Here is a 16,703-nt window from a genome sequence, read left to right as displayed (position 1 = left end):
CCCCAATCGCTCCCGTTCAGCAGCCAGCCAGCCAGTCGGCCACGGCTGAACCATACTAACCCCGACAAAAACGCGGAGACCGCTGATGAACCGTAGCGACGTTCTGATCATCGGCGCTGGCCCCACCGGCCTGGTGTTGGCGCTGTGGCTGAGCAAACTGGGGCTCAGCGTGCGGATACTCGACAAGACATCGGCCCCCGGCACCACCTCGCGGGCGCTGGCCGTGCAGGCGCGGACGCTGGAATTGTATCGCCAGCTCGACCTGACCGAGACAGTGATCCAGAACGGCCATCGCGTAGCGGCCGCCAACTTCTGGGTCAGGGGCGAACCCGTGGCGCACTTGCCGCTCACCCGCGTCGGTGAAGGGCTGACACCTTACGCATTCCTCGAAATATTCCCCCAGGACCAGCACGAACACTTGCTGATCCAACGCCTCGAAGCCTTCGGCGTCAAAGTCGAGCGCAGCACCGAACTGGAAAGTTTCGAGGAAACCGGCGACGGCATCACCGCCCGTTTGCGCCTGCCCGATGGTCAGCAGGAAACCTGCCAGGCGTGTTACCTCGCTGGGTGCGACGGTGCGCGGTCAACCGTGCGCAAAGCCCTCGACACCGGATTCCCCGGTGGGACTTACCAACAGATTTTCTACGTCGCCGACGTGCAGGCCAGCGGGCCGGCGATCAATGGCGAACTGCACGTCGATCTCGATGAAGCCGATTTTCTCGCGGTTTTTCCATTGGCGGGTGAAGGTCGCGCAAGGCTGATCGGAACGGTCCGTGACGAACGCGCCGAGCAGGCCGAATCGCTGCAATTTGAAGACGTCAGCCGTCACGCCATCGACCACCTGAAGGTGCAGATCGAACAGGTGAACTGGTTCTCGACCTACCGCGTACATCATCGGGTGGCCGATCACTTTCGCGGTGGGCGCGCGTTTTTGCTGGGCGACGCGGCCCACGTTCACAGCCCGGTGGGCGGCCAAGGCATGAACACCGGGATTGGCGATGCGATCAACCTCGCCTGGAAACTGGCGGCCGTGTTAAGCGGCGGTGCGGCCGCGCATCTGCTCGACACTTATGAAACCGAGCGCATCGCGTTCGCCCGCAAATTGGTCGCCACCACCGACCGGGTGTTCAGTTTCGTCACCGCCGAAGGACGCTTTGCCGACTTGCTGCGCACTCGATTGGCGCCTTTCCTCCTGCCAAAAATGGCCTCGTTCGAGAGGTCCCGGGAATTCCTCTTTCGCACGGTGTCGCAGATCACCCTGAATTATCGCGGCATGCCGCTCAGCAGCGGCGTTGCCGGCCACGTGCACGGCGGCGACCGGTTGCCGTGGGCGCATGACGGTGAAGGGGATAATTTCGAATCGCTGAAGTGCCCGCACTGGCAAGTGCATGTGTACGGCGACACCAGCGACGAGATGATCGCCTGGTGCCACGAACATCACTTGCCGTTGCATGTCTTCGACTGGCGCCCGGCGTTCGAGTCGGCAGGCCTGGGGCGCAACGGGTTTTACCTGTTGCGCCCGGATACTTATGTAGCGATTGCCGAGTCGAGTTCCGATCCGAAGGTGATCGAACGGTATTTGCGCGATCATGGGATGCGGGTGTTTTTCACCGGACCTTGAAGCCGACACATGTTCCTGTGGGAACGCGCAGACCCGCTCCCACAGGATTGTTGTCAATTGGTGACGGGTTTTGGAATTTCCAGACCACGGATGACCGCCGGCCGTGCAAGAAAGCGCTCCAGCACTCGGGTGACGTTGGGGAAATCCTTGATACCGACCAGATCGCCCGCTTCATAGAAGCCGATGAGGTTGCGCACCCACGGAAACGTCGCGATGTCGGCGATGGTGTAGCGCTCGCCCATGATCCAGTCGCGCCCTTGCAGACGGCCGTCGAGCACTTTGAGCAAGCGTTTGCTTTCATCGACGTAGCGATCCCGTGGCCGCTTGTCTTCGTAATCCTTGCCGGCGAATTTGTTGAAAAAGCCAAGTTGGCCAAACATCGGCCCGATGCCGCCCATCTGAAACATCAGCCACTGGATTGTCTCGTAACGCGCCGCCGATTCCTGCGCCAGCAATTGCCCGCTCTTGTCGGCGAGGTAGATCAGAATCGCCCCGGACTCGAACAGCGGCAGTGGCTGGTCCTCCGGACCGTGGGGGTCGAGGATTGCCGGGATCTTGTTGTTGGGGTTCAGCGACAGGAATTCAGGCGACAGTTGATCGTTGGTCTCGAAGCCCACGCGATGCGGTTCGTAGGGCAGGCCGATCTCTTCGAGCATGATCGAAACCTTGACGCCGTTGGGGGTCGGCAACGAGTAGAGCTGAATCCACTCGGGGTATTGGGCTGGCCATTTTTCAGTGATGGGGAACGCAGACAAATCAGTCATCGAAAGCATCCAGAGAGGAAAATCAGAACGAAGATCATAGTGCAGGAGCGGCCCCACGCTGCGATCTTTTGTCGCTATCAACATCGCTGATAAACAAGATCATGCGAATCCAGCCCTGGCGAGCGCCTCAACCTGTACTGTGTCCACAATTCCGCAACATGCTGTCGATAACCTTTGCTCCAACCCGTTCAAGGTTGTCGGTACATTGCTGCGCACTTCGCCGATATCGAACCAAACGGGCCTCAGGGGACTCTGAGGAACTGCCGTTTCGTAGACGGACCGGCTTTACGACATGGAAAACACCCGGCGCCGGTAGCGCCAGGTGCAGAGGTTTGTCAGCCTTAACCGAATGCGCTGAAGACTCTTTATCCCAATGACGAACTTTTTGAAATTCGCCAACTACTTCAAGCATCGCGCCTACATCTTGCTACCTACCCTGCTGGCAGTCAGCGCGATCTTTCTGACGCTGGAAGTGCGTGAAAGCCGTGCCCAACCGACTGACGGCACCCAGACGCTGGTGTTCCTGCGCCACGCCGAGAAACCCGAGGGTGGCCTTGGCCAACTGAACTGCCAGGGACTGAACCGCGCCATCGATCTGGCGACCGTGCTCCCGGAAAAATTCGGCAAGGCCAACTACGTGTTTGCCGCCAACCCGACGCGCAATGTCGAGGAAGGCGAGCTGGATAATTCCTACAGCTACATTCGTCCGCTGATGACCATCAGCCCCAGCGCGATCAAGCTCGGTTTGCCGGTGAACATCAAGTTCTCGGCCAACGACACCAGCGATCTGGCCGATGAGTTGCTTCACGACAAGTACCACAACTCGGTGATCTACACCGCCTGGTCGCACGGCTACCTGCCCGAGCTGATCAACAAGGTGGCGGGCGAAGCCGTCGGCGAGAAACAGAACATCACCGATGACTGGGACTCCAGCGACTTCGACTCGCTGTACGTGCTCACGCTGACCTGGCACAACGGCAAAGCCAGTCTGCAGAGCCACAGCTACAAGCAGGGTCTGGATAACGGGCGGGAAACCTGCCCGACCTAGTACGACCCTGCAAGCGGGCTCCTGCATCAGGGCTTACGGCAGCAGAATCACCTTGTCGCCACTGCCCTGATTCACTTCGGCATAGCGCTCCAGCCCCTCCGACAACGGCGATTCGAACAACCCTTGTGGCAGCGGCAAGCGTTCCTGATCGAAGAACTTGCCGAACTGATCGAGCATCGCCGCACATGCCTGCACGCCATAAAGCAACGAATTGATTCCCACCACTGAACCGCCCTTGCGATACAACGCCAGCGCCGGCAGTTGCACGTGACCATCCGCTGGCGCGGCGATGATCGCGATGCGGCCGAACGCCGCCAGTGCCGCGACCGAGGCTGGCAGCCAGAACCCGGTGGTGTCGAAAATCACATCGGCGCCGCCGCTGTAGACCGCGTTCACTTGCGCGCCCAGGTCTTCGGGTTTATCCAGTTGCAGGGTCTGATAGCCCTGAGCCTGCAAGTCCTTGACCTGCTCGGGACGCCGCGCCGCCGCCAGTACCTGAGCGCCACGGACTTTGGCCAGCGCCAGCGCCGCACTGCCAACCGCCCCGCCGCCAATCACCAGCAACCGCGTTTGCGCGGTCACGAGGCTGCGCTCCAGTGCATCCCACGCGGTGGTGTAAGGCACGCCGAGGCTGGCGGCTTGGGCGAAGCTCAGGTGCGTCGGTTTGAGCGCGACGCCGTTGGCCGGCAACTTGACGAATTGCGCATGGGAACCGTCGGCGAAAAATCCCAGTTCACGGCCGGTACCCCAGACTTCCTGGCCGATCAACGCTGGCGGGCCTTCAACCACGACGCCGGCAAAATCTCGACCGGGAATTCGCGGCAACGTGGTGTAGGGAAAACGTCCGAGCACGTTCTTTACATCGCTGGGGTTGAGGCCGGCGGCCTTGATCTGCACCAGCACTTCATCAGCGCCAGCAACCGGAGTCGGTACCTCGACGTAGCGCAGGGCCGAGAGGTCGCCGGTTTTATCGAACTGCAATGCTTTCATGGGAGTGTCCATCCAACAGGGGAAGAAGATTCAGGAGATCCAGCCAGCGACCAGTTGCCGGCCCATGGGCCACAGCTTTTCACCGGCGAGCATGCCCAGCAGGCCCACCAGTGCGATGGCCGGGGGGGCGGGAGAACGAAAATCCAGTGCGCCGTAGAGCAGACCGACGCCCAGACCGATGACCAGCGAGATGAGGTAGCTCATGGAAGACTCCGTGGGCAATTGAGGAATGCCTGAAGTCTAGAGGCCGGCAACGGCGAGCATCGGCCAAGTGCTTCTGAATTTCGGCCAAAACGCCTGAAAACGCTCGCTCCTACAGGGTCGTGCAGAATTGCGAAGGAGCGACGCCCAGCTCCCGGCGGAACATGTCGCTGAAGCTGCTCGGTGAATAGCCCAGTTCCCGGGCAATCGTGCTGACGGCCACGCCCTGAATCAACTCGGCCGCCGCCGTCGCCAGTTGCACCTGGCGCCGCCATTCGGCGAAGCCCATGCCCAAACCGTCCTTGAACAGCCGCGCCAGGGTGCGCACGCTGGCGCCGGAGTTTTGCGCGTGTTGCTCGAAGGAAATGTCCAGCGACGGCGCGGCCATGACCGCCTGACACAGGCTCATCAGACGCCGGTCGGAGTCGTCCGGCAAAGGGATTTTCAACAGCGAACGTTTGGCCCGTCGCAGTTCCAGCAGCGCCAGCCCGACCAGCGCGTCGTAATACTCCGGCGCACCGTCGTCACGCTGCGCCACCAGCCCGACGATCAACTCGCGCAGCAAGCCGCCGACTTCGATCACCTGAACCGTCGTGTCCAACGTCGCCGCCAATGCAGGTCGCAGGTAGATATTGCGCATCTGCAAATCCGACACCACGCGAATTCCGTGAGGCACGCCCGGTGGCAACCACACCGCCCGTTGCGGCGGCACCACCAGCGCCTCATGCGGCGTTTCGACCCACATCACCCCGCTCATGGCATACAGCAACTGGCCCCAGATATGCTCGTGAGGCTCGATGTACTTCCCGCGCGGGTAGGTGCGCGCCAGCGGTTGCACGGGCACATCGGTGTCACTCAGGTCGGGGGGTGCGGCAAGGGCCATGGTCAATAATCACTGGGGTTTTGCGAGACGCCATGGTAACCAGCCGCGCGCCGTGTCGCCACTGGCGACAGCCGTCTGACAATCCGACTGAATTTTCCGTACCCGCGACGATCCTTCTATTACCACAGGGAGGAATACGGGCTTTATGAACAACGCAAAACTTTTCGTCATTGAATACACCCTTCATGGCGACCCCAAGTCATTCATCATCCGTCTGGACAAGATGGATAATGCAGAAGCCTGGCATTGGGCGAGCTGTGACGCCGGCGTGGGCCGGATTCCGCGTTTTGGCCGGGAGAAGGTGCAGAAGACCAGCAAGCCGATGGCAGAGAAGTTCGGCGTGGAGAACGTCACGTGGCGGCCAGCGGGTTAACCCCCACATCCTCTGTGGGAGCGAGCATGCTCGCGATGGATTCGGAAACGACGCGTTAAACCAGAAAAATTGCGTCGTCGTTAACGTCCATCGTGAGCAGGCTCGCTCCACAGTTAGCCATGGCTGCACTTGCAGCCTTTGCCCGTACACTCTTCGCCGTGTTCGTGGTGCTTGGCACACGCCTCGCAGCAATAATGTTTGCCGTGGCGCGCGATCGGATGCTGGCCCAGTTTGCACGAGCATTTCGGGCAGTCGCAGGTACTTTCGCTATCGATCATGAGTCTGACTCCTGGGGTGGTGGTGGTCAGGGGTTGAAGTTTCAACCCGTCCCACCAGTGTAGGAGAACGGCGTCAGACCTGTCGGGTGCTGCTGCGATACATGAACACCAGCGCCAACCCGAGCAAGAACATCGCCAGTATCCGGCTCCCGGACAACTCGATCGCCGGGTTGCCCAGCCAGCCGAAGTTATCGATCAGCATCCCCATGCCCAATTGGCCGACGATCACCGCGACCGTCGCCACCGCCGTGCCGACCCGTGGCACCGCACCGACCATGACCATCATGTAAACCACGCCGAACAACGCGCCGCCGAGTTGCCATTTCGGCACGTCCAGCAGCGTCACGGCATGCGCCGGCTCGAAAAACAGGATGAGTAATCCGGTGCTCACGGCGCCCACCACAAACGTCAGCAAACTGCTGCGCAGCACACCGACCGTTTCACCCAAACGCCCATTGATCGCGGCTTGAACACTCAATACCGCACCGGCGGCCACGACCACCGCCAACAAAATAATCAGATTCATCATCAACCCCGCGCAATCAAAACAAGTGCAGCGACAATCAGCAGCAAAGCGAGCCAGCGTTCACCGTTGACCTTTTTCCGAGTGGCGCCGAACCAGCCAAAGTGGTCGATCAACACGCTTTTACCGACCTGCCCGGAGAGAATCGCAATCATCGTCATCGCGATGCCGATCTGGGGCGTGGCCAGGGTCAATACCACCACGTACATCGGCCCGAGGAAGCCGCCGATCAATTGCCAGCGCGGCAACTCGCTCAATGCCGGACCTTGTCGCGGGCCGCTGAACAACAGCAGCAAAAACAGAATCGCCGAGCCGACGCCGAAGATGCTCAAGGTCGCCCACAAGTGCCCGACCTGCACGCCCAGCGGCCCGAGCAAGCCGGCCTCCACGGAAAGGCCCATGCCAGCGAGGATCACCAATGGCAGCAGCAACAGCCGCAAACCGGGGTTGCTCGCCGGAGCGGCGGCGATGTCGATTGAAGAAGATTGCATTGGATTACCTGTGTAATGGAGTACGCGTTGGGTGGCGTGCATTATCGGCTGGCACTGCTTTGCAATAAATGGGAGCATCCTGACAACACTTTTGCGCAACTCGCACAGCAGGATTCGCCATGCACGGCCTCAACGAACTCGGATTCAAGGCGCTTCGACTGTTTGTCGCGGTGCTCGACCACGGCAGTTTTTCCGAAGTCGCCCGCCGCGAAGGCCTCGCGCCCTCTTCAATTTCCCGGCAAATCCAGTTGATGGAACAGGCGTTGAATCAGCAATTGCTTTACCGCCACACGCGCGCGGTGACGCCCACTGAGGCCGGGCGCATGCTCGGCCACCATGCGCGATTGGTGCTGGTACAACTGGAGGAAGCCGAACAAGCCTTGCAGGAACAGCAAAGCGAACCCAGCGGACTGGTGCGGATCAACGCTCCGGTGGTGTTCGGGCAACGGCACCTGACACCTTGGCTCGGTCGGCTGTGCGAGCGTTATCCCAAACTGCAACTGGATATCCAGCAGACCGACAGCTACGTCGATCCGCTGCAGGAAGGCGCCGACCTGCTGTTTCGCATCGGCCCGCTGCACGACTCGAGCATGCAGGCGCGCATTCTGGCGCCCCATCGTTTTCAAGTCGCGGCGAGCCCGGCTTATCTGAAACGCCACGGCACACCGCAACGTCCCGAAGACCTCGCGAACCATCAATGCCTGGCCTACAAGGGCGTCACCGGTCTGCAACGCTGGTTTTTCCGTCAGGAGCAGCAGGACTGGACGCCCTACTCGGTAAGAGGACCGATCACCGGCAACCACGCCGACACCCTGACCCAGGCCGCCGAACAGGGTCTGGGCCTGGTGATGTTTCCGTCATGGCTGATTGGCGAAGCGGTGCGCAGCGGCACGCTGGTGCCGGTGCTGAGGGACTATCAAGTGTCCAACAGCCTCGAACCGCAGCAGATCGCTGTGCTCTGGCCCGGGAGCCGACGGTTATCGGTGAAGGTGCGAACGGTGATTGATTTCTTCGTCGAGTGTTTCGGCGCGGTGCCGTATTGGGATAGACCCTAATACCCGCCACACCACGATTCACTGTGGGAGCGGGCTTGCTCGCGAAAGCGGGGTGTCAGGCGACAGCTGTGTTACCTGAAACACCGCTTTCGCGAGCAAACCCGCTCCCACAGGTTCTGTACCTGAACCTTAAATGCGGAACTGGCCTACCAGGCTGCCCAACCGCTGACCGAGATCCGCCAGGCTGCGCGACGTCTGGGCGCCGAGTTGGGTTTCGTCGGCCACAGTGTCCACGGCCACCGCGATCTGATGCACGCTGCGGTTGATTTCTTCGGCCACGGCGGTCTGCTCTTCGGCGGCGCTGGCGATCTGTGCGTTCATCGAGTTGATGGTGCCGATCAGCTGCGCCATGGTGTCGAGGGACGCGCCTGCCTGGTTGGCCTGCGCAGAGGTGCCGTCGCCCGCCTCGCTGGAACGGCGCATCGCTTCCACCGCCGACTGCGTACCGGCCTGCAGACGGTCGATCATGCCCTGGATTTCCTGGGTGCTGATTTGCGTACGACTGGCCAGCGCCCGAACTTCGTCGGCCACCACCGCAAAGCCACGACCGGCCTCACCAGCCCGGGCGGCTTCAATCGCCGCGTTGAGCGCCAACAGGTTCGTCTGCTCGGCAATCGAACGGATCACCCCGAGCACGCTGACAATCGACGACACGTCCTTTTGCAGGCTGTCGAGTGACACGCCGCTGCTGCGAATATCGTCGACCAACGCATGAATCTTGACGATGCTACCGGCCACCACGCGCTTGGCGGCCTGGCCTTCTTCGTCGGTCTGCTGGGCAGCGACGGCGGCGTTTTGCGCACTCTTCGCCACTTCCTGAGCGGCGGCCGACATTTCGTTGATCGCCGTGGCGACCTGATCGGTCTCATGGCGCTGACGTTCCATGGCCTGATCCGAGCGATGAGCCTGATCGGACACCTGATTCACCAGGCCGGTCAGTTGCGAAGTCATTTCAGTAATCTGGCGCACCAGACCATGGATTTTGTCGACAAAGCGGTTGAACGAGCCCGCAAGCTGGCCGAGTTCGTCCTGGCTGGTGATGCTCAGGCGACGGGTCAGGTCGCCCTCGCCCGCCGCGATGTCATCAAGGTTGGCTTTCATCAGGTTCAGCGGACGCAAAATGGTGTTGGCCAGCAGCATGCCGGCAGCGGCGATCACCAGCAGCACCACGGCGGCGATGCCGACGATGCTCAGCAACACGCCCTCCATGCGGTCCTGGACCTTGGCTTCAACCACCGCCACCTGGGCTTCGATACCGTCGAGGTTGACCGAGGTACCGACCGCCATGTCCCACTTCGGCAGGTACTCGGTGTAGCCGAGTTTCGGCACCAGCACCTGGCTGTTGCCCGGCAATGGCGAGCTGTATTGCAGGTAGTGCGTGCCGTCCCTGGCGACTTTCACCAGGTCGCGGTTGACGTAGACACCGTTCGGATCACGGTTGTCCTTGAAGCTCTGGCCCACGCCTTCGGGGCTGTTGGCCTTGAACAGGCGCACAGTGTTGGAGTCGTAGCCGAAGAAGTAACCTTCCTTGCCGTAGCTGATGCTCGACAGCAATTTGATCACTTGCGCCCGCGCCGCATCATCGCCCGGAGCGGCAGCGTCGTAGAGCGGTTTGATCGCGGTCATGGCCACGGTCACGTAACTTTGCAGCGTGGCCTTGGCATCGCTGAGCAGGCGTTGGCGCGTCTCTTCGACCTCCTTGTGAGCCTGCTCCTGCAGAACGAACAACGTGGTCAAACTGATGATCAGCGCAAAGAGCAACACCGGGAGAACGGCAAGGGACAGGACTTTAGCCTTCAGGCTCAGGCGCATGACGGTTCACTCTTTCGATTTTATTTGGCGTGGTTAAAGGCTTTAACGGCACGCCAACGTAAAACTGTAGGAGTCCGGCTTGCCGGCGATGGCAACGTCACAGGCGCCATCACTGGGAAGGATGGGATCAGAGAACCATCGCGGCCACCCAGCCGAACGCCAGCAGCGGCAGGTTGTAGTGCAGGAAGGTCGGGACCACGGTGTCCCAGATATGGTGATGCTGGCCGTCGATGTTCAGGCCGGACGTCGGGCCGAGGGTCGAATCAGAGGCTGGCGAACCGGTGTCACCCAATGCCCCAGCCGTGCCGACAATGCAGACAATCGCCATCGGGCTGAACCCCAGTTGCACGCACAACGGCACAAAAATCGCCGCCAGAATAGGCACAGTGGAGAACGACGAACCGATGCCGATGGTCACCATCAACCCCACCAGCAACATCAGCAATGCGCCGATGGCCTGACTGTGATCGATCCACGCCGCCGCACTTTCAACCAGCGTTCGCACCTGGCCCGTAGCCTTCAGCACTTCGGCGAACCCTGAAGCGGCGATCATGATGAAGCCGATCATCGCCATCATCTTCATGCCTTCGGTAAACAAATCGTCGGTTTCACGCCACTTGACGATGCCCGACACCGAAAAGATCAGAAACCCGGCCAACGCGCCGATGATCATCGAATCCAGCAGCAACTGAATGATGAACGCTGCCGCAATCGCCAGGCCAGCAACGCCGAGGGTCATCGGGTTATAGGCAACGCTGACCTGTTCGACTTGTTCGATCTTCTCCAGGTCGTAGATACGCTTTTTGCGGTAGCTGAAAAACACCGCGACCAATAATCCGAAGACCATGCCCATCGCCGGAATCGCCATGGCGTGCATGACGTTGATCTGGCTGATGTCTACGCCGGCTTTGCTGACGTTGGCCAGCAAAATCTGGTTGAGGAAGATATTGCCGAAACCAACCGGGAACACCATGTACGGCGTGATCAGGCCAAACGTCATGACGCAGGCGATCAACCGGCGATCCAGTTGCAGCTTCGTCAGCACATATAAAAGCGGCGGCACCAGCAACGGAATGAAGGCGATATGTATCGGCAGGATATTCTGTGAAGCGATGGCCACCACCCACAGCAGACCGATCAGCAACCATTTGACCGAACCGCCACCACTGGCGTGCTGGCGGTCCACCATGGCCAGGGCTTTGTCCGCCAGCGCATGGGCCAGGCCGGACTTGGCGATCGCCACCGCGAAGGCGCCAAGCAAGGCGTAGGACAAGGCCACCGTAGCCCCACCGCCGAGGCCGCTATTAAAGGCTTGCAGCGTCGCGTCGATGCCCAGGCCACCGGTCAAACCGCCCACTAAGGCGCCAATAATCAGCGCAATCACAACGTGCACGCGGGACAGGCTGAGCAGCAGCATGACGCCGACCGCGGCAATTACAGCATTAATCATTGTTACCTCAAGGCAAGCGAAAAGAGTCCGGCCGGCAATCTGCGAAGAGATACCAGCGGATCAGGGAATGGGTTTTATTAGAGGGCGCGCACTTTGAATGAAGCAGCGACAAGCTGCAAGCCTCAAGCTGTAAGCGTTTTCGCGGTGGCTTGCAGCTTTCAGCTCAAGAACGCTTCTTTCGGGCCGTTATAGTGCAAAGTCTCAGATATAAATCGAATAAAGGACGTCTCCATGTCGCTCAGACAACTTTCCATCCAATGGAAAATCACCCTGCTGGCCGGGCTGTGCCTGGCGGGTGTCGTGACCTTGCTGGTAGGTCTTTCGCTGTATCGCATGGAGCACAGCTCCGCGCTGGTGAAAGCCTCGAGCATGGAGATGCTCAACGAAGCCGCCCAGGCGCGCATCGAATCCCAGGGCGAGAACCAGGCGCTGGTGATTCGCCAGCAGTTCATGGACGCCTATCAATATGGCCATGGCTTTTCGCGTCAGGTGCTGTTCCTGCGCGATCAGGCGGAAAAGCGCTTTCTCGACGCCTTCGACCTGCGTGAAGACCTGACGCGTCAGGTGAAATCAGCGCTGCAAGCCAACCCGGAATTGCTCGGCCTGTCGCTGGTGTTCGAACCCAATGCGCTGGATGGCAAGGACGAACTGTTCGCCGGCCAGGCGGAGCTGGGCAGTAACGACAAGGGCCGTTTCGCCCTGTACTGGTCGCAACCCACTCCCGGCAAAGTGACGTCGATGGCGCTGCCCGAAAGCGACATGGCCGACACCAGCGCCGGCCCCAGCGGCGAGGCTGCCAACGCCTGGTTCACTTGCCCGCGCACCTCGCTCAAGCCCTGCGTGATCGAACCCTACTTCTATGTGATCGACGGCCAGAACGTGCTGATGACCAGCATCGTGTTCCCGTTGATGCTCAATGGCAAAGTCATTGCGTCGCTCTCGGTGGATATCAACCTGAACAGCTTGCAGGCGATCAGCAAGGGCGCGAGCAAGAAGCTCTACGACGGCCAGACCAACGTCAGCATTATCAGCCCCGCCGGTTTGCTCGCTGGCTACAGCCCGGACGCCAGCAAACTCAGCAAGCGCCTGGATGCGGTGGACACCACCAGCGGCGCCGAGCTGATTCGCATGCTCGCCGCCAGCGGCAAAACCGCGAGCCTGCACAGCGAGCATCAGTTGAAAGTGCTGTCGCCGTTCCAGCCGATTCCCGGCGGCAAGTCGTGGGGCGTTTTGCTCGATGTGCCGGAGAAAGTCCTGGTCGGCCCGGCTGAAGCACTGAAAAAACAACTCGACGACAGCAACACCGCTGGCAGCCTGGTAGAACTCGGCCTCGGCGTGCTGGCCGCGCTGATCGGCCTGTTGCTGGTGTGGTTGATGGCACGCAGCGTGACCAAACCGATTCTCGGTGTGGCGCACATGCTCGAAGACATCGCCAGCGGTGAAGGGGATCTGACGCGCCGGCTGGCCTATGACAAACAGGACGAACTGGGTCAGTTGGCCGGCTGGTTCAACCGCTTCCTCGACAAGCTGCAACCGATCATTGCCGAAGTTAAACGCTCGGTGCAGGACGCCCGCAGTACAGCGGACCAGTCCTCCGCCATCGCCACCCAGACCAGCGCCGGCATGGAGCAGCAATACCGTCAGGTCGACCAGGTGGCGACCGCCTCCCACGAAATGAGCGCCACTGCCCAGGACGTCGCCCGCAGCGCAGCGCAAGCTGCACAGGCTGCCAGGGACGCGGATCAGGCAACGCGCCGGGGACTGACGTTGATCGACCAGACCACCACCAGCATCGACACCCTCGCCGCCGACATGAGCGCGGCCATGGTGCAGGTCGAAGGCCTGGCGGCGAACAGCGAGAAAATCGGCTCGGTGCTGGAAGTGATCCGCGCCATTGCGGAACAAACCAATTTGCTGGCCCTCAACGCCGCCATCGAAGCCGCCCGTGCCGGTGAAGCCGGACGCGGTTTTGCCGTGGTCGCCGACGAGGTGCGCAACCTGGCGCGGCGCACTCAGGAATCGGTCGAAGAAACCCGTCTGGTGATCGAGCAATTGCAGAGCGGCACTCAGGACGTAGTGGGCTCGATGAACAACAGCCATCGCCAGGCTCAGGGCAGTGTCGAGCAGGTCAGCCAGGCCGTCACGGCGTTGCGCCAGATTGGCGACGCGGTGACGGTGATCAGCGACATGAACCTGCAGATCGCCTCCGCAGCGGAAGAGCAAAGCGCGGTGGCGGAAGAGATCAACAACAACGTGGCAACGATTCGCGACGTCACCGAGTCGCTGTCGGGGCAGGCCAATGAGTCAGCGCGGGTGAGCCAGTCGCTCAATAGCCTGGCGAATCAGCAGCAGAGTTTGATGGATCAATTCCGCGTCTGATCCAGGATTTTTACCCACTGAAGATCCCCTGTGGGAGCGAGCCTGCTCGCGATAGCGATGTATCAGTCGACATCTGTATTGACTGACACACCGATATCGCGAGCAGGCTCGCTCCCACAGGGAAATCGGTTGCGTTCAGAACTGTGTCAGCGTTTGGGAAGGTCGATCACTACCTTCAACCCGCCCCACTCGCTCTCCTCCAGCCGCATCACCCCGCCCCACGTGTCCACGATGTCGCGCACGATCCCCAGCCCCAAACCATGCCCATCGGTCTGTTCATCCAGGCGCGTACCCCGGCTGAACACCTGATCACGCTGGTCCTCGGGAATCCCCGGCCCGTCATCATCCACGCTTAACTCAAACCCAGTGGCCGTCTCGACCACGCGCAAGCGCGCCTCGGCGTCCGCCCACTTGCAGGCGTTGTCCAGCAGATTGCCCAGCAGCTCCAGCAAGTCTTCGCGATCCCAGGGCAATTGCAAACCGGCCGGTGCTTCATAGCCCAGTTGCAGATGCTCGCCATGAATCATGCTCAATGTGGCGAGCAATCCCGGCAGCTCCGCGTCGCAATCAAACAACGCCCCGGGCAATGCATCGCCGGACAGCCGGGCGCGGTTGAGCTCGCGATTGAGTCGCTGCTGGACCTGCTCCAGTTGTGCCGTGAGGACCTTGCGCAACTCAGGATGGGCGTCGAGTTTTTCGCTGGACGCCAGGCTCAGCAGCACTGCCAACGGGGTTTTCAAAGCATGCCCTAGGTTGCCCAGGGCATTGCGCGAGCGCTTGAGGCTGTCTTCGGTGTGGGCCAGCAAATGGTTGATCTGCGCCACCAGCGGTTCAAGTTCCACCGGCACCTGATCATCCAGTTGCGAACGCTGGCCTTGCTGCAACTGGGCGATCTGCTCACGGGCCTTTTCCAGTGGACGCAAGGCGCGGCGCACGGTGAGGCGCTGCAACAGCAGAATCAGCAACAGCCCCGCCAGCCCCAGCCCCAGCCCGACTTGCTGCATACGCCTGAAGCTCTCGCGCACCGGCGTGTAATCCTGGGCGACGCTGATGGAAATCGGCTGGCCCAGACGCCGATAGTCCGAGCGCAACACCAGCAACTGCTGGCCTTCCGGGCCCAATTCGAGGTTGCTGTGCAGACCCGACTCGGGCATCAGCGGCAGTTCCTGGTCCCATAACGAACGCGATCGCCAGTGGCTGTCGGCAAAATCGATGCGGAAATAATGCCCCGAAAACGGCCGTTGATAGACCGGTGACAGATGCCGCTCATCCAGCTGCAAGCCCTGCGGACCACGCACCAACGCCACCAGCAGGTTTTCGCTGTCGTTGCGCAGACCGGCTTCGAGGTAGCGCTGCAGGCCCATTTCGAACAACCACAGGCTGGTTTGCGCCAGCACCAGGCCGACGATCACCATCACGCTGATCAGGCCCAGGCTCAAGCGGCGCTGGATTGACCTCACTGCGCTTGCCCGCCAAACAGGTAACCCTGGCCGCGACGGGTTTCGATCACGCTGCGCCCGAGTTTGCGTCGCAGGTGATTGACGTGAACTTCCAGCACATTGGAATCGCGCTCGGTTTCACCGTCGTAAAGGTGTTCGGCGAGGTGGCTTTTGGAGAGGATCTGCTCGGGGTGCAGCATGAAATAACGCAGCAGGCGGAACTCCGCAGCGGTGAGCTGAATGTCGGCGCCGTCACGGGTCACGCACTGGCGGCCCTCGTCGAGGTGCAATCCCGCCGACTGCAGCGTCGGTTGATTGACCTTGCCGTGGGAGCGGCGCAACAACGCCTGGATGCGCAAGTGCAGTTCTTCAGGATGGAAGGGTTTGGTCAGGTAATCATCGGCACCGGCCTTCAGGCCTTCGATGCGCTCGGCCCAGGAACCGCGCGCCGTGAGGATCAGCACCGGCGTGGCCAGCCCGCCCGCGCGCCATTGCGCCAATACGTCGAGCCCCGGCACGCCGGGCAAACCGAGGTCGAGGATGATCAGGTCATAGGGCTCGCTGCTGCCCTGATACACCGCGTCGCGACCGTCTGCCAGCCAGTCCACCGCGTAGCCCTTACGGTTGAGGCCGGCCAGGAGTTCGTCGGCCAGGGGCACGTGGTCTTCCACCAGGAGCAAGCGCATCGGTCAATCTTCCTTGTCTTTCAGTAACTGGCCAGTGACGGCGTTGACGTCCAGCTCGCGGACCACACCTTCGGTGGTCAGCAACTCGACTTCATAAATGTAGACGCCGTGTTTTTCTTCAAGCTCCGCTTCCAGCAGTTTGGCATCGGGATACCGGCCGAGCGCCTGATTGAGCAACTGCTCCAGCGGCAGAATCGCACCTTGCTGACGCAGGCGCAGGGCTTCGTCCTGATCGAGGTCGCGGGCCTGCGTGACGGAGCAGAACGCCGTCAGGACCAGAGCGAGGCAGCCCACGACACGCGTGGATGAGTGCGGCAGAAACGATTTCATTAAGTGTCCTGATGATCCTTGCGCAACAACCCGTCAGTGGCGTCCAGTTCCAGTTCCCACTCCACGCCTTGCGGGTCGGTCAGCTCAACCCGGTAGAGGTAGACGCCGTACTTTTTTTTCAATTCGATGTCGATGATTCTCGACTCCGGATGCCGGGCCATGGCGATAGCCTCGACCTTGTCGATCGGCACAATGGTACCAGCGTCAATCAGGGTTCGTGCTTCGTCGGAGCGCAGGTCCCGGGTGTGGCCAAGGTTGGCGGTCAGGCCTAAGACAATGAACGAGATGAACAGGGCAGCCAGAATTTTCATGGGTGTCTCCGACATTCTTATGGTTTTCGATGGGCAGCACCTTAGCGACTCGAACTTAATTGAAACTGA

Annotated in this window: 18 protein-coding genes and 1 pseudogene; 6 read left to right on the top strand and 13 right to left on the bottom strand. The window is 60.9% G+C overall.

What is annotated here, in order from left to right; genetic code table 11:
- The first annotated feature begins 85 nt into the window (after window positions 1–85).
- Window positions 86–1,621, top strand: coding sequence for an FAD-dependent oxidoreductase (locus ACYZT4_RS02580; RefSeq protein ID WP_461984993.1), 1,536 nt, complete (start codon window positions 86–88; stop codon window positions 1,619–1,621).
- Window positions 1,622–1,674: 53 nt separating this feature from the next.
- Here the strand turns inward: ACYZT4_RS02580 and ACYZT4_RS02575 are convergent, their stop codons facing one another.
- A complete protein-coding gene (locus tag ACYZT4_RS02575) occupies window positions 1,675–2,385 on the bottom strand; it encodes a glutathione S-transferase family protein (protein ID WP_461984992.1) in 711 nt (236 codons plus the stop codon).
- Between the two features lie 373 nt (window positions 2,386–2,758).
- Here ACYZT4_RS02575 and ACYZT4_RS02570 point away from each other — a divergent pair, with 373 nt between their 5' ends.
- Window positions 2,759–3,433, top strand: coding sequence for a histidine phosphatase family protein (locus tag ACYZT4_RS02570; RefSeq protein ID WP_461984991.1), 675 nt, complete (start codon window positions 2,759–2,761; stop codon window positions 3,431–3,433).
- Between the two features lie 33 nt (window positions 3,434–3,466).
- Here ACYZT4_RS02570 and ACYZT4_RS02565 read toward each other — a convergent pair whose 3' ends face one another.
- The 3 genes from ACYZT4_RS02565 to ACYZT4_RS02555 form a co-directional block, all read right to left on the bottom strand.
- Complete coding sequence (locus tag ACYZT4_RS02565) at window positions 3,467–4,423, bottom strand: quinone oxidoreductase family protein (protein WP_461984989.1); 957 nt, start codon at window positions 4,421–4,423, stop codon at window positions 3,467–3,469.
- A gap of 30 nt (window positions 4,424–4,453) precedes the next feature.
- Entirely contained in the window at window positions 4,454–4,627 is a 174-nt protein-coding gene (locus ACYZT4_RS02560) for a DUF1427 family protein (protein WP_081744004.1), read from the bottom strand.
- 109 nt (window positions 4,628–4,736) lie between these two features.
- The gene (locus tag ACYZT4_RS02555) at window positions 4,737–5,507 is read right to left on the bottom strand and encodes an AraC family transcriptional regulator (RefSeq protein ID WP_461984987.1); all 771 of its coding nucleotides are present in this window, start codon (window positions 5,505–5,507) and stop codon (window positions 4,737–4,739) included.
- A 145-nt stretch (window positions 5,508–5,652) separates the two neighbouring features.
- Here ACYZT4_RS02555 and ACYZT4_RS02550 point away from each other — a divergent pair, with 145 nt between their 5' ends.
- On the top strand, window positions 5,653–5,880 hold the full coding sequence (locus ACYZT4_RS02550; RefSeq protein WP_461984986.1) for a DUF6555 family protein: 228 nt from the start codon (window positions 5,653–5,655) through the stop codon (window positions 5,878–5,880).
- Window positions 5,881–5,993: 113 nt separating this feature from the next.
- On the opposite strand, the gene ACYZT4_RS02545 is transcribed toward ACYZT4_RS02550, so the two are convergent.
- The 3 genes from ACYZT4_RS02545 to ACYZT4_RS02535 all read right to left on the bottom strand — a co-directional run bounded on the left by ACYZT4_RS02545 (window position 5,994) and on the right by ACYZT4_RS02535 (window position 7,172).
- A complete protein-coding gene (locus ACYZT4_RS02545; RefSeq protein ID WP_461984984.1) occupies window positions 5,994–6,158 on the bottom strand; it encodes a metallothionein in 165 nt (54 codons plus the stop codon).
- Between the two features lie 73 nt (window positions 6,159–6,231).
- Window positions 6,232–6,687: a DMT family transporter gene (locus ACYZT4_RS02540; RefSeq protein ID WP_461984982.1), complete on the bottom strand. Its 456-nt coding sequence runs from the start codon at window positions 6,685–6,687 to the stop codon at window positions 6,232–6,234.
- Complete coding sequence (locus ACYZT4_RS02535) at window positions 6,687–7,172, bottom strand: DMT family transporter (RefSeq protein ID WP_461984980.1); 486 nt, start codon at window positions 7,170–7,172, stop codon at window positions 6,687–6,689. The genes ACYZT4_RS02540 and ACYZT4_RS02535 overlap by 1 nt, the downstream gene beginning before the upstream one ends.
- A 119-nt stretch (window positions 7,173–7,291) precedes the next feature.
- Here ACYZT4_RS02535 and ACYZT4_RS02530 point away from each other — a divergent pair, with 119 nt between their 5' ends.
- On the top strand, window positions 7,292–8,227 hold the full coding sequence (locus ACYZT4_RS02530; RefSeq protein WP_461984978.1) for a LysR family transcriptional regulator: 936 nt from the start codon (window positions 7,292–7,294) through the stop codon (window positions 8,225–8,227).
- Window positions 8,228–8,356: 129 nt separating this feature from the next.
- Here the strand turns inward: ACYZT4_RS02530 and ACYZT4_RS02525 are convergent, their stop codons facing one another.
- Together ACYZT4_RS02525 and ACYZT4_RS02520 are read right to left on the bottom strand one after the other, a co-directional pair.
- Window positions 8,357–10,039 (bottom strand): methyl-accepting chemotaxis protein, encoded by a 1,683-nt coding sequence (locus tag ACYZT4_RS02525; RefSeq protein WP_461984976.1) that lies wholly within the window; start codon window positions 10,037–10,039, stop codon window positions 8,357–8,359.
- A 127-nt stretch (window positions 10,040–10,166) separates the two neighbouring features.
- A complete protein-coding gene (locus ACYZT4_RS02520; RefSeq protein ID WP_461988526.1) occupies window positions 10,167–11,486 on the bottom strand; it encodes a Na+/H+ antiporter family protein in 1,320 nt (439 codons plus the stop codon).
- A 234-nt stretch (window positions 11,487–11,720) separates the two neighbouring features.
- Here ACYZT4_RS02520 and ACYZT4_RS02515 point away from each other — a divergent pair.
- Window positions 11,721–12,962, top strand: a pseudogene (locus tag ACYZT4_RS02515) (methyl-accepting chemotaxis protein); the annotation flags it as partial.
- A 150-nt stretch (window positions 12,963–13,112) separates the two neighbouring features.
- Window positions 13,113–13,868 (top strand): methyl-accepting chemotaxis protein, encoded by a 756-nt coding sequence (locus ACYZT4_RS02510; RefSeq protein ID WP_461988524.1) that lies wholly within the window; start codon window positions 13,113–13,115, stop codon window positions 13,866–13,868.
- A gap of 146 nt (window positions 13,869–14,014) precedes the next feature.
- On the opposite strand, the gene ACYZT4_RS02505 is transcribed toward ACYZT4_RS02510, so the two are convergent.
- The 4 genes from ACYZT4_RS02505 to ACYZT4_RS02490 are packed head-to-tail and all read right to left on the bottom strand — an operon-like array spanning window position 14,015 to window position 16,634.
- Entirely contained in the window at window positions 14,015–15,328 is a 1,314-nt protein-coding gene (locus tag ACYZT4_RS02505; protein WP_461984975.1) for a sensor histidine kinase, read from the bottom strand.
- Window positions 15,325–15,993 carry a response regulator transcription factor gene (locus tag ACYZT4_RS02500; RefSeq protein WP_461984973.1) on the bottom strand — a complete coding sequence of 223 codons (669 nt, stop codon included), beginning with the start codon at window positions 15,991–15,993 and terminating at the stop codon, window positions 15,325–15,327. The genes ACYZT4_RS02505 and ACYZT4_RS02500 overlap by 4 nt, the downstream gene beginning before the upstream one ends.
- Window positions 15,994–15,996: 3 nt before the next feature.
- Complete coding sequence (locus ACYZT4_RS02495; RefSeq protein WP_461984971.1) at window positions 15,997–16,323, bottom strand: PepSY domain-containing protein; 327 nt, start codon at window positions 16,321–16,323, stop codon at window positions 15,997–15,999.
- Entirely contained in the window at window positions 16,323–16,634 is a 312-nt protein-coding gene (locus tag ACYZT4_RS02490; RefSeq protein WP_461984970.1) for a PepSY domain-containing protein, read from the bottom strand. Before ACYZT4_RS02490 ends, ACYZT4_RS02495 begins: the two co-directional genes overlap by 1 nt.
- Window positions 16,635–16,703 lie beyond the last annotated feature (69 nt).

The sequence above is a fragment of the Pseudomonas sp. GB2N2 genome, from assembly GCF_054897705.1.
This window is presented reverse-complemented; position numbering and strand designations above follow the sequence as displayed.

Coding starts and splice junctions, on each gene's coding strand:
- ACYZT4_RS02580 (WP_461984993.1), top strand. CDS start 86: ATGAACCGTAGCGACGTTCTGATCATCGGCGCTGGCCCCACCGGCCTG.
- ACYZT4_RS02575 (WP_461984992.1), bottom strand. CDS start 2,385: ATGACTGATTTGTCTGCGTTCCCCATCACTGAAAAATGGCCAGCCCAA.
- ACYZT4_RS02570 (WP_461984991.1), top strand. CDS start 2,759: ATGACGAACTTTTTGAAATTCGCCAACTACTTCAAGCATCGCGCCTAC.
- ACYZT4_RS02565 (WP_461984989.1), bottom strand. CDS start 4,423: ATGAAAGCATTGCAGTTCGATAAAACCGGCGACCTCTCGGCCCTGCGC.
- ACYZT4_RS02560 (WP_081744004.1), bottom strand. CDS start 4,627: ATGAGCTACCTCATCTCGCTGGTCATCGGTCTGGGCGTCGGTCTGCTC.
- ACYZT4_RS02555 (WP_461984987.1), bottom strand. CDS start 5,507: ATGGCCCTTGCCGCACCCCCCGACCTGAGTGACACCGATGTGCCCGTG.
- ACYZT4_RS02550 (WP_461984986.1), top strand. CDS start 5,653: ATGAACAACGCAAAACTTTTCGTCATTGAATACACCCTTCATGGCGAC.
- ACYZT4_RS02545 (WP_461984984.1), bottom strand. CDS start 6,158: ATGATCGATAGCGAAAGTACCTGCGACTGCCCGAAATGCTCGTGCAAA.
- ACYZT4_RS02540 (WP_461984982.1), bottom strand. CDS start 6,687: ATGATGAATCTGATTATTTTGTTGGCGGTGGTCGTGGCCGCCGGTGCG.
- ACYZT4_RS02535 (WP_461984980.1), bottom strand. CDS start 7,172: ATGCAATCTTCTTCAATCGACATCGCCGCCGCTCCGGCGAGCAACCCC.
- ACYZT4_RS02530 (WP_461984978.1), top strand. CDS start 7,292: ATGCACGGCCTCAACGAACTCGGATTCAAGGCGCTTCGACTGTTTGTC.
- ACYZT4_RS02525 (WP_461984976.1), bottom strand. CDS start 10,039: ATGCGCCTGAGCCTGAAGGCTAAAGTCCTGTCCCTTGCCGTTCTCCCG.
- ACYZT4_RS02510 (WP_461988524.1), top strand. CDS start 13,113: ATGGAGCAGCAATACCGTCAGGTCGACCAGGTGGCGACCGCCTCCCAC.
- ACYZT4_RS02500 (WP_461984973.1), bottom strand. CDS start 15,993: ATGCGCTTGCTCCTGGTGGAAGACCACGTGCCCCTGGCCGACGAACTC.
- ACYZT4_RS02495 (WP_461984971.1), bottom strand. CDS start 16,323: ATGAAATCGTTTCTGCCGCACTCATCCACGCGTGTCGTGGGCTGCCTC.
- ACYZT4_RS02490 (WP_461984970.1), bottom strand. CDS start 16,634: ATGAAAATTCTGGCTGCCCTGTTCATCTCGTTCATTGTCTTAGGCCTG.